The 12522-nt window shown below is 44.6% G+C and carries 10 protein-coding genes; all 10 read right to left on the reverse strand.

Annotation, left to right across the window (positions count from 1 at the left end; genetic code table 11):
* Nucleotides 1-137: 137 nt before the first annotated feature.
* The gene (locus NI468_RS09900) at nt 138-3014 is read right to left on the reverse strand and encodes a putative bifunctional diguanylate cyclase/phosphodiesterase (RefSeq protein ID WP_004645735.1); all 2877 of its coding nucleotides are present in this window, start codon (nt 3012-3014) and stop codon (nt 138-140) included.
* A 176-nt stretch (nt 3015-3190) separates the two neighbouring features.
* Nucleotides 3191-3901 (reverse strand): 16S rRNA (uracil(1498)-N(3))-methyltransferase, encoded by a 711-nt coding sequence (locus tag NI468_RS09905; RefSeq protein ID WP_004645734.1) that lies wholly within the window; start codon nt 3899-3901, stop codon nt 3191-3193.
* Between the two features lie 37 nt (nt 3902-3938).
* Nucleotides 3939-4775 (reverse strand): methylenetetrahydrofolate reductase [NAD(P)H], encoded by an 837-nt coding sequence (gene metF / locus NI468_RS09910; RefSeq protein WP_005265840.1) that lies wholly within the window; start codon nt 4773-4775, stop codon nt 3939-3941.
* A gap of 181 nt (nt 4776-4956) precedes the next feature.
* Nucleotides 4957-6339, reverse strand: a complete 1383-nt coding sequence (ahcY, locus tag NI468_RS09915; RefSeq protein WP_219308782.1) for an adenosylhomocysteinase — start codon at nt 6337-6339, stop codon at nt 4957-4959.
* A 353-nt stretch (nt 6340-6692) separates the two neighbouring features.
* Nucleotides 6693-7217: a tetratricopeptide repeat protein gene (locus NI468_RS09920; protein WP_168386981.1), complete on the reverse strand. Its 525-nt coding sequence runs from the start codon at nt 7215-7217 to the stop codon at nt 6693-6695.
* A gap of 97 nt (nt 7218-7314) precedes the next feature.
* Nucleotides 7315-7653: a DUF3325 domain-containing protein gene (locus tag NI468_RS09925; RefSeq protein ID WP_005103916.1), complete on the reverse strand. Its 339-nt coding sequence runs from the start codon at nt 7651-7653 to the stop codon at nt 7315-7317.
* Complete coding sequence (locus NI468_RS09930) at nt 7650-9383, reverse strand: PepSY-associated TM helix domain-containing protein (protein ID WP_253101615.1); 1734 nt, start codon at nt 9381-9383, stop codon at nt 7650-7652. The genes NI468_RS09925 and NI468_RS09930 overlap by 4 nt, the downstream gene beginning before the upstream one ends.
* Nucleotide 9384: 1 nt before the next feature.
* Nucleotides 9385-9741 (reverse strand): hypothetical protein, encoded by a 357-nt coding sequence (locus tag NI468_RS09935; RefSeq protein WP_253101618.1) that lies wholly within the window; start codon nt 9739-9741, stop codon nt 9385-9387.
* Between the two features lie 224 nt (nt 9742-9965).
* Complete coding sequence (locus tag NI468_RS09940) at nt 9966-10970, reverse strand: Tim44 domain-containing protein (protein ID WP_004731819.1); 1005 nt, start codon at nt 10968-10970, stop codon at nt 9966-9968.
* A 118-nt stretch (nt 10971-11088) separates the two neighbouring features.
* On the reverse strand, nt 11089-12480 hold the full coding sequence (gene radA / locus NI468_RS09945; RefSeq protein ID WP_004731817.1) for a DNA repair protein RadA: 1392 nt from the start codon (nt 12478-12480) through the stop codon (nt 11089-11091).
* Nucleotides 12481-12522: the final 42 nt, after the last annotated feature.

A 12522-nucleotide genomic window follows, 5' to 3' on the forward strand; every position in this document is an offset into this window, starting at 1 on the left:
TCTCTCGATCGTTGTAAAGATTACCCGGTCAGCGGGCAAAGAATTTATTTATGTTCCTGAATATACCATTTGTTAGCCAGTTCGGACAGACAAAGACGGCCGTTTTTCCAACAAACTTATTGTGGTGGGGTATGGACTTAGACTTGGGGTATATAAGTCTGATGCGTCTTGTCTCGCACTAAATAAGCGGTTGCATCCTGCTCAGGAAGCGGTTTGGAAAATAAGTAACCCTGGGCAATATCACAGTCTAAATCACGTAGATATTCTAGCTGTTCTTCAGTCTCGATCCCTTCCGCGACCACGGTCATGCCCATGGCTTTACCCATGGCCACCATGGCGCTGACAATCGCTGCCTGTTTGTTTTCCCCAATCTTGCAAACAAAACTGCGATCAATTTTCAAGGTATCAATAGGAAAATCAGCAAGATAGGAGAGAGAAGAATAACCTGTACCGAAATCATCTAGGGCAATATGAATATGTCGCTGTTTAATTTCATTCAGCAGGTTTTTGACCGCTTCCGAATTTTCAATTAAAGAAGATTCGGTAATTTCCAGCTCCAGGCTGGCGCCAGAAATATGGTTGTCTGCAATGGCTTGGTCCAGATCATCAAGTAATTGACCACGACGCAATTGCTGCGCCACGATATTGACTGATACACAAATATGATTAAAGCCCAGATCATTCCATTGGCGAATCTGTTTAGCGGCCTGCTGGATCACCAGACGGCCAATGTCTGAAATCAGGCTGGTCTGTTCCGCTAAGGGGATAAACAGCCCGGGTGCAATAATGCCTTTTTCTGGATGGTTCCAGCGAATCAGCGCTTCAAAGCCATAAATGCTTTGATCGCTAAAATTGATTTTTGGCTGATAATACACCACCAGCTCATTATTCTGGATCGCTTTACGCAAATCCCGTTCCAGGAAAACCCCTTTATTCTGTAATGAATGATTTTCACTAGAATAAAAATGAATGGTGTTGCCACCGAGATTTTTGGCTTCGTTCAATGCCTGTTCGGCGCAGTTATTTAAATAATCCAGCTGACGGCCATGATCCGGATAGAATGCCACGCCCATGGACAGGGTAATCACATGATCCTGACCGTAAATATTAAACGGTCTGCTAAAGGCCTGAGCAATGCGTTCACAATGGTGCTGAACTGAAGGGCGAATATGTGAAATTTCATAGAGAATCGCAAAATCATCACCGTTTAGATGTGCAACAAATAGCGCTTCTGCATTGGTCATCCGCAGCCGCTGCGCCACCTGGCGTAGAAGTTCATCACCGCCGTTATTGGATAGATATTCATTCAATGGGCGGAAACGGTCGATATTAAGCCGAATCACAGCCATCTCTTTAATCGAGTCTTTTTGCGAAACCAGATACTGATGTAGCTGATAGTTATAATAAAAGCGGTTCGGCAAGTCAGTCAGTGTGTCGTAATTTTCCAGATAGGACAGGCGCTGTTCCTGTAATTTACGTTCAGTCAGATCTGATACGATGCCAATATAATGGGTAATCCGGCCTTCATCATCAGTCACGGCATTAATATGCAGCCATAAGGTGGATTCTTTGCCAGACAGAAATTTGGCATAAACCTCTCCATCATAAGAGCCAATCTTTTGAATCTGTTTGACAATATTGGCCTGAAAAGTACGTTGCTGGGATTTATTTTGCACCGCAATATCAAATAAGGATTTACCGATAATTTCGTCACGCTCAAAACCGCTCAGGTATTCGTAGTGAGGATTGACATCGATATAATCTAATTCAGGATTCAGAATAAAAATGCCTTCCGCAGCCTGTTCTAGTACACTGGCCACCAGTTTTAAACGTTCTTGAGAAAGACGTTCCTGCTGAATATCACGACGGATACCGACCATGCGCAAGGGTTTTTTATTTTTAGGATCACGACTGATCACCCGGCCAATATCATGCACCCAACTCCAGCCACCTTCACTGAGCTTGATCCGGTAAGTGGCATCATAGCGTTCAATCTGGCCACGCAGATGCTGTTTCATATTGCGCTTAAAATAGTCCAGATCTTCAGGGTGAATCAGATACTGTAATTGCAGATGGTGATCTTTGGAATCGCGCAGAATCTTTTCGTCTTTATGATTGGTTAAGGTGATGCTGCGCTCTTGAATATTCCAGTCCCATGGCCGAATACCGGCAATTTCATGTGCAAGTTCTAGGTTTTGCTGCTGATTCTTCAGGTCATGATTGATCTGTTCAATATCATAGGTACGTTCCCGTACTTTTTGCTCCAGCAATTGATTGCTGAGCTGTAATTGCAGTTCAACATCTTTGGATTTATTAACTTCAGTTTTGAGTTGCTGGCACAGTTCATCAGTCCAATGCACTTGCTGTTCGGCATTTTTCACCAGAATATCATTTTCCGCATACAGGCGTGAGGTACGGCTGTGAATTCGATAACTACTCGTCGCGCACAGCAAAATCACAATCATGGCGAAATTTAAGGCCAGACCAAAAAAGGGATTGGAATGACCGACATGGTCAAGCTGCGACAGTAAAAAAGGGAATAATGACGGCAAAAAGACCAGACAAAAATAGCTCAGTTTCTGGGTCAGGTAGGTCAGGCCAAATGCTTGGCTTACAATCAGCAACAAGGCAGACAAGGTCAGTGCTTCAATATCTTCAAATGCAGGATTGGCCTGTGGCAAATAATAGTAAATCGTAAAAATACCTGCCGCGATACTGATCCCAACAGCCAGACTCTGGATCTGTAACCAGCGGTGTGCACTTTTTTGATTATAGTGTTCAGGTTTAAAATACAGCGTACTCACCAGCCAGCACATGCTGACCAGGAGTTCTGTCAGAATAAACCAGGTATTAAAATACGTATTAGACGGGCTATATTGAATGTGATAAATACAAAAAATATAAAGGCAAATTACCATTATACTGAGCAAAAAATAGCGACTATGGCGAAGCGTGTTCGCAATCTGAGCATCATGTAAATGTTGCTGAATATAGTCGTCCTGATTATCAACCATGTGATTCAATGCCTGTATTCATCCTAAACGGTTTTGTCCTTGTGCATTGTTGTTATAAAAACCCCAGGAAATGTGTGAAATTAATTAATAAGTATTTGTTATTCTTTAGTCGAGATTAGATGTCTTAAAAATAAAAATCAACAAAATTAAAGGCAAATTTTTACTCATCCGATGAACTAAAGCACATAATTTAAAATTGACAGGGCAACAACAGGAGCAGTTTCGGTACGCAGGACGCGCTCGCCGATACACCAGTTAAGAAAACCTTTTTGATTTGCGGTACTAATTTCCGCCTCACTCAGGCCACCCTCAGGGCCGATCAATAGGACAAGATCCAAGGTCGCCTCTGCCAGTACATCTGTTTCATCTTTATTGGGTGCCAAAACCAGTTTGGTGTTGGGTAGTTCAGTATCCAGCCATTTTTCAAGTGATATGGGCGCTAAAATTTTAGGCACAATATTCAGACCACATTGTTCACAAGCCGCAATAGCAATGCCTTGCCAGTGATCTAGTTTTTTCTGGTCGCGATCATACTTTAAACGCATTTCACAACGATCCGAAGTCAGCAGCTGAATCTCGGATACGCCCAGTTCGACTGCTTTCTGAATCGCATAATCCATGCGGTCGCCTTTACTCATTACTTGACCGAGTAAAGCCTGAAACTTGGGTGTGCGATTGGCAGGACTAAATGTATTGACCGAGACGGTGGCTGATTTTTTAGCAACTTCGGTTAAAGTCACGTCATATTCGCCACCCTGTCCATTGAACAGGGTCGCGCTTTCACCGACTTGCGCGCGTAAAACTTTTACCCAATGATGAAATACAGTTTCCGTAAGCTCAAGGCTGACATCAACAGTTAAATCAGCATCTATATAAAAACGTGGCATTGATCGTTCTACTCAAAAAATCGGTGAAATAAAAGGCTTAAGCTAAACCAAGATCGGTGACCAGCTGACGGGTCGGGTCAGTAGTGTTCATGGTGTAGAAATGCAAGCTTGGCGCACCACCTGCAAGCAGACGCTCACAGAATTTAACCACAACTTCATGGCCAAAGGCTTTAATGCTAGCAGTATCGTCACCATAGGTTGCCAGTTGCTTGCGAATCCAGCGTGGAATCTCAGCGCCGGTACCATCAGCAAAGCGAATCAGGTTGCTGGCATTGGTAATTGGCATGATGCCTGGCGCAACTGGAATATCGATTCCTGCTTTCTGGATGCGATCTACAAAGTAGAAATAAGCATCTGGATTGAAGAAGAACTGGGTTAAAGCGGCATTGGCACCGGCCTGAACTTTTTCAACAAAGTGCTGAATGTCTTTGTCAAAGCTTTCTGCCTGTGGATGCATTTCCGGATAAGCTGCGACTTCAATTTTAAAATGATCGCCTGAATGTTCGCGGATAAAGCGAACCAGATCAGCTGCATAAGGTAATTCACCCAAACCCACTTGGCCTGAAGGCAAGTCACCACGCAGGGCAACAATACGGTTAATGCCTTGAGATTTGTACAGGTCTAGAAGTTCAGCAATACGTGCTTTGTCATCGCCAATACAAGACAAGTGAGGGGCAACAGGTGCGCCTTTGCCATTAAAGTCATTGATAGTAGACAGGGTGCGTTCACGAGTGGAACCACCAGCACCATAGGTCACAGAGAAGAACTCTGGATTTAAGAGTTGTAGCTCTTGATGCACAACTTTGAGTTTTTCCGCACCTACATCAGTTTTGGTCGGGAAGAATTCAAATGAAATTGGAATCTGTTTAGACATGTTCAAATCCTTTTTATAAATACTTGTAATTTTGGATTGCCCTCATCCTAACCTTCTCCCAAAGGGAGAAGGGACTTCCATTACGATAGTTAAAGTCTTTAAAACTTACCCTCTAACTATTTTCACAATAGAAGTTTCCCTCTCCTTTTAGGAGAGGGCTAGGGAGAGGTAAAAACAAAAATTAGTATTTATAAGCATCAGACTTGAATGGACCTTCAACTTGAACGCCTAAGTAATCCGCTTGTTCTTGAGTCAATTGAGTCAAGACACCACCGAAACCAGCAACCATCGCAGCAGCAACTTCTTCATCTAATTTCTTAGGAAGAAGTTCTACACGAATTTGTGCAGCTTTTTCAGATTCTGGAAGATCAGCAAATTTCTCAGCGAATAAATGCATTTGACCCAATACCTGGTTGGCAAATGAACCATCCATAATACGTGATGGGTGACCAGTCGCATTACCAAGGTTCACCAAACGGCCTTCAGAAAGAAGGATCAGGTAATCATTTTCATTTTCTGAACGATACACCTGGTGTACTTGAGGTTTAACTTCAACCCACTTGTAGCCACGTAGGTAAGCTGTATCAATTTCAGTATCAAAGTGACCGATGTTACAAACAACTGCGCCAGCTTTTAATGAATCAAGCATTGCAGCGTCACATACGTGGTAGTTACCTGTTGTAGTTACGATAAGGTCAGTGTTTTGAAGAAGGTCAACATTGATGTCTTCTTTCTTGCCAGTTTGCACGCCATTTTTGTATGGAGATACAACTTCGTAACCGTCCATGCATGCTTGCATTGCGCAGATTGGATCAACTTCAGTTACGCGTACAATCATGCCTTCTTGACGAAGGGATTGCGCAGAACCTTTACCTACGTCACCATAACCGATCACAAGTGCACGACGGCCAGATAAAAGCATATCTGTACCACGTTTGATTGCATCGTTCAGTGAGTGACGGCAACCGTATTTGTTGTCGTTTTTAGACTTGGTTACTGAATCGTTTACGTTGATTGCAGGAACTTTTAAAGTGCCATCACGAAGCATTTCATACAGACGTTGAACACCTGTCGTTGTTTCTTCAGTTACACCGTGAATTTTTTCAATCACTTCTGGGTATTTTTCATGAACAAGTAGTGTTAAATCACCGCCATCGTCAAGAATCATGTTGGCATCCCAAGGCGTGCCATTTACATTGATTTGTTGTTCAAGACACCACATGTATTCTTCTTCAGTTTCGCCTTTCCAAGCAAATACAGGAATGCCCGCAGCAGCGATTGCAGCAGCAGCATGGTCTTGAGTCGAGAAGATGTTACATGAAGTCCAGCGAACTTCTGCGCCTAATTCAACCAGTGTTTCAATTAAAACAGCTGTTTGGATGGTCATGTGGATACAGCCGAGAATTTTCGCGCCTGCAAGTGGTTTTACTGCCGAGTAGCGTTTACGCAGACCCATTAGGGCTGGCATTTCAGCTTCAGCAAGTTTAATTTCTTTACGGCCGTAATCAGCAAGTAAAATATCAGCAACTTTGTAATCTGTAAATGAAGCAGTAACCGCGTTCATCAGGATCTCCTAGGAAAAAATAGATTGGATCGTTCTGTTCGCGGATGCCGTTGTTGATCAGAACGAATGTCTGACCGATGGTCGAGCCTAGCGATTTTACATTTAGTGCCTGTAAAACGTCGCAGCATCCCTCGACTAGCGCCGTATTGTACTTGGAATCTAAACATGAGCCAAGTTGAAAAAGATAATATTATTTATTTTCTGTATTTTGAGCTTTTAATTGATCAAAAGCCTATCAATATAAATACGGTAAATTAAATGTTTTCTTTTAAGATTCTTTTGATTCTTCTGCATCATGTAGGAGGGAGTATGAGCGTTAAATAAAAAGCCCATCATTTGACGGGCTTTTCGTTTTATTTAGCTTCTTGCTCAGCAGCATCCGCTTTTTGGGTCCAGAACTCAGCTAGTTCTTCATCGCCATCTACACCTAAACCATTTGCATAAATAAAAGCAAGATCGCGCATGGCCTGAACTTCACCCCATTCCGCAGCCTGTTTGACTAAAGAAATTGATTTCTCTACATCTTTTTCAATCACATCACCGCGACGGTAGAAACCGGCCAGCTCTAAAGTCGCAGCAGGGTGCTTCTCGATATTGGCCTTGCTTAACCAGTAATAGGCTAACTCAAAGTGAGCTTTAGATTCTTCCGGATCTTCTTCTGCTAATTCTTTGGCATACACGGTGTAACCTTCACCTAGCCAATACATTGCATCCACCAGACCGCCATTTGCTGCTTTTAAAGCCCATTCTTCAGCAAGAATGATGTCATCATCATGCTCGCTTTGCATATACAGTTCAGCCAGTTCAAATTGCGCTTCAGCATTGCCTGCTAAGGCAAGATTGGTCAGGACAGCAGAGGGAGAAACACGCTGGGTCATATCAACATCTCAAAAATATTGTGCGTAGACTAAAAGGTTTAAAGCAAAAAAGCCAATCCGAAGGTCAGCTTTTTAAAGAGATTGGTCAATCAAATGATTAGATCAAGCAAATAATCCCTGAGATTGAAGCGATGAACACACAGAACATTACGATCACTTTAATTTTACTTGCCAGATAGCTCAGGCTTAAACCGACCACCAGTGCTGCAAAAGTTAGACTACCCAGCCAGTAACTGATCATATTGCTGGCAAATCCTGTTAACAGACACAGAATCAGGGCAATTATGAGCAATACCCAACCCAGAATAGTCGCAAGTTGTGTTTTTTTAGGGTTGAGTTCTGTGTCAAAAATCTGTTTTTGATGTTTGGACATCGACATTGCAAGTGCAAAGAAACCCAGTGAAGTTAAAGCCCAAATCAATAAGAAGAACATCATGCCTGATTCTCCTTGAGAGCAGCCTTGGCTTTTTTAGAGGGTAAGCCTTTATGGTTTTTCACTTTTTTAAATGAAAACCAGAACAAGATCGCAAGCACCCACATCGCCAGATCAAAAGAAGTAATGACCCATTGACCATGCATAATGGTGTTCCAGATCGCTTGACCACCCGTCATAAAGTTCACAATTGGCAGCAAGGCAAATGCAGCAGTGGCGAGCAGTAATAGTTCCAGCCAGGCCTGATGATGAGTGCGAATCATGGCATACAGTAAAGTCAGCAACCAGACAATAAAGAAGCTACGAATTTCCCAGTTCAGACGCATGTCCATGTCTGCCGGAATAAAACGGTTGGCATAAAAATAGGCAGCACAGGCAATCGGTAAACCAATAATGGCAGCGATATTGGTGACTTCAACCACGCGATAGCCAAAGGATTTATAGCCTTGTTTCTGTTGCTGCGGTGCACGTTTAACACACCATAGAATCAAGCCGGTCGCAATCATCAAGGTGCCGACCACCCCTGACATGAATAATAACCAGCGTAAAGCCAGATCCATGCCACGTGCTTCATGCAATGTGGTGAATACATTATAAATACCATTTGCGATTGAAGGCATTTTCAGTGTGGTTTGATCTGGCTTTAATTCACCTGTTACGCCATTAAAAGCAAGGCTCGGATAAACATTGCGATAAGCTACGCTGACTCCGTTTAAGGCACGAAGCTCAATTTCTGCTTTTACGGTATTTGGCTGGATAATAGTTATCATACCCACCGGATTATTTTTCCATTCTTTTTCGGCTGTTGCCAAGATCGGAGCTAGATCGGTTAACGGTGCAGGAGGTGCAGCTTGCATTTCATCACGAGAGCGGCGACCTTCACTGCGTGCAGACATTTCACCGCGCTCGCCACGATTTTCTCTCTCAGCTTGCGGTCGACGTTCTTTGCTCTCACTATGGCTTTCACGGGATTCAGCCTGAATACTGTTGTCTTGAACCAAACTCTTACGTTGATCCTGAAGGAAAGCACCACGATTTTCATAAATCTGGTTTACGCCCCAGGGCATGAGGGTAAAAAGCAATAATAATAAGCCACTGAAGGTAATCATGATGTGAAAGGGCAGGGCAAATACCGCAGTAGCATTGTGTGCATCCAACCATGAACGCTGACCTTTGCCGGGACGGAAAGTAAAAAAATCCTTGAAAATTTTCTTATGGGTAATGACACCGCTGATGATTGCGACCAACATGAGCAGGGTCGCAACGCCGACCATCCAGCGCGCCCAGATTCTTGGCAAACCGTACAATTCAAAGTGGAAACGGTATAAGAATGAACCGCCACGTGTTTCACGCGCTTGCAAAACTTCACCCGTGGCGCTGTCAATCGTCACACGGGTACCGCCACGACGGGCACGCGGATATTCGCTGACACTACGAATAGTCAGGGTGGTGGTATTTTGGCGTGAGTTAGGAAGCTGGATCGCCCAGCTGCCGGCATCCGGATGGTGCTGTTGCAGATAAGCCAGTGCCACGCGGGTTTGTTCGATTTGAGTCTTTGGTGGAACTGACTGATGAAATTCCGGTTTCATCCAGACGGTAATTTCATTCTGGAAAAAACTTAAGGTTCCCGTTAAAAATATCGCATATAAAAGCCAGCCTAAAATCAGAGTGGCCCAAGTATGCAACCATGCCATCGACTGGCGCGGACCTTCGGGTTTTGCATCTATTCTCATTTTAATTTCCTAAAAGCTTATAGGCGATATAGAGCAAAACACCGGGAATCGCGATCCCGAGCGTAGCTTTGAGCGTCTTATTCACCATAAATACCCAGATAAATGCAGCAGTATTCAAGCTAAAGCCAATCAGGGTGGCGGACATGGCAGCACTGCTTCCACTGTCGATAAAAAGCTGGGCAATCACGATCGTTGTCAGTGTAGCCAGTAGATAACCGCCAGCACTCGCCAGAATAAAGCGATATAAAATCATCCCACGGTAAGCCAGCATATTGGCTTTGATTTTATTTTTGCTTGATGGTTTCGGTGCAGTGACTGTTTCAGTCGCTATAGCTTGCATATTCGGACTATTCATCATCGAAAATTCTATTTACAAACTTATGAAGTAATTAATGATAATGATAACAATTATTGTTTAGATTTTAAATATGGGTTGTTGAACTATTTATATGAAAAATAAGTAAAACTGGAAGTTAAGTTAAAAAAGAGAGGGGGGAAGGGAATTAAAAAAGATCAAAATGTAAGGCTTACAAATAAAAACAGCGGCTCGAAGGCCGCTGTCTAAACTTCATTTATTCACGATTAGTCTTGCTGAATACCTGCAACCACCCAGTCCTGATTTGAACCTGCTGGTTTGGTGAAATGCCAGATTTCTGCGAACGGTTGCGGCAAGCTGTTTAAGTCTTCGCTTACCGTACCTGTAAAGCGTACGCTGACAATATACTGGCCATTGTCAGTCGATGAGTCGACGACCATCGCATTCAGATTTGAAAACTCGGCAACATCCTGATCCTGATTGCTCATGATGTCGTTATACATTGACTGATAAAGTTCAGGAGTCAGATAACGCTGAATTTCAGAAATGTTGCTTGCTGTATTCATGGACTGAATATGGTTAAAACGCTGACGCGCTACACGCAAGAATGCTGCAGGTTCAGTACCATCCGGTAACTGGCTGCCACTTTGGGTATAAGCTGCACCAAAAGGCGCGTTATTTACCGGAGCAGAACCGAACGGAGCATTGTTGCTTGACGTTTGACCACCCACATTCTGACCAAAAATATTGGTACTGTCACCACCGCGAGGTGCAGTCGGTGCCTGACCAAAAGGTGCTGTATTACCAGCACCGCTATTTGGTGCGTATGGGTTAGAAGCTACTTTTTTTTTTGCGCCCATCTTACGGAAAATGAAGAAGGCAACAGCAGCAGCAAGAAGGATCCAGATCCAGCCTGGAATACCACCTTTTTCCTCTTCGGCTTGAGCAGCCTGAGCTTCAGATGCTGCTACACTTTGATCATCCGCCAAGGCATTGGCAGCAACTGCACCAATCGCAGCACCGGCTACACCCGCGGCAACCATGCCGCCGACACCCGGACCGGATTTTTGCTGGGTTGCAGCACCGGCAACTGGCGCTTGTTGAGCAGGCGCAGCTTGACGAGGTTGTTGATAAGATTGAGTAGGTTGTGCAGAACGTTGCATGCCGTGACTTTTACCGCCACCGGCACGTTTTGCTTCAGCTGCAAAAGGCGCAACCAATAAAACTGCTGTCAAGATACCTGTGATCAAACCGCGCTGTCGAACTTCCATTCATTTTTCCTATGAGAATAAAACCTGTTTGTACAGTCTATTTATATAGGCTTTGTGTGGAATTTCAATCAAAAATCTGTATTTTTTTGCTCTTTGTACGAAATGAGCCGGTTTACAGTTAATTGAGTTCATCACTCAGCGCCATTGCCTCGCTCAAGGCTTCATGTAAACGCGCAACTGCAATAATTTGCACGCCCTCGATGGATTTTTGCGGTGCATTGCCGCGAGGGACAATAATGTATTTAAAACCATGTTTAATCGCTTCTTTCAGCCGTTCCTGACCGTTCGGCACAGGGCGAATCTCTCCAGACAGTCCGACTTCCCCAAAAACCGCCAGCTGTTGCGGTAAGGCTTTGCCACGAATGCTGGAAGCGCAGGCGAGAAGTACCGCCAGATCCGAACCTGTTTCGGTAATTTTCAATCCACCGACAATATTGACATAAACATCCTGGCCGGAGGTTTGCACACCACCATGCCGATGCATGACTGCAAGGAGCATATTTAGACGGTTCTGATCCAAACCAAGCGCTACGCGTCTTGGTTGGCCATGTGCATCATCGACCAGTGCCTGAACCTCAACCAGTAGCGGGCGCGTACCTTCGCGGCTGATCATTACAATCGAACCGGGAATCGCTTCATCATAACGGCTTAAAAAGATGGCTGAAGGATTGGAAACTTCGCGCAGACCTTTATCGGTCATGCCGAACACACCGAGCTCATTGACCGCACCAAAACGGTTTTTGACCGCTCGGATCATCCGGTAACGTGAATCCGACTGGCCTTCAAAATACAGCACACAGTCCACCATATGTTCCAGTACACGTGGGCCGGCCAGTGCGCCTTCTTTGGTTACATGACCGACCAGAAACAAAGACGTGCCACTATTTTTGGCAAAACGGGTCAACAAGGCCGCTGATTCACGAATTTGTGAGACACCACCTGGTGCAGATTGCAGGGTTTCGGTGTACAGGGTTTGGATCGAGTCCAGGATTGCCACCGCAGGACGTTGCTGGGCCAGTACTTCACAAATACGTTCGACGCAGGTTTCTGCCATGACTTTGAGCTGGTCGGTCGGCAGATCCAGACGCTGGGCACGTAAAGCCACCTGAGACAAAGATTCCTCACCGGTCACATACAGGGCCGGATTTTTGGCAGATGCCATGTGCGTGGCTGTTTGTAGCAAAATGGTGGATTTACCAATCCCGGGATCACCGCCGATTAGGACCACCGAACCAGTGACAAGTCCGCCACCCAAGACCCGGTCAAATTCGCTGATACCCGTCGGCAGACGGGTTTCATGAGAGACTGAAACCTGATTTAAAGTCGTGATGCTGGACGCCTGGCCCGCATATCCACCACCAATTTTTGGCTGAGCACGATGCGTCACTGCCGGTGCAATGGTTACCTCAACCAGGCTGTTCCATTCCCCGCATTCAGAACACTGCCCCGACCATTTTGGATGATCGGCACCACATTGTTCACAACGATACACACTTTTTGCTTTAGCCATATTTGAAGATGAAGCGATTGAAATTGAGTGACAGCATAGCGG

This window comes from Acinetobacter lwoffii, from assembly GCF_024129355.1.
In the GTDB taxonomy this organism is placed as follows: domain Bacteria; phylum Pseudomonadota; class Gammaproteobacteria; order Pseudomonadales; family Moraxellaceae; genus Acinetobacter; species Acinetobacter lwoffii_I.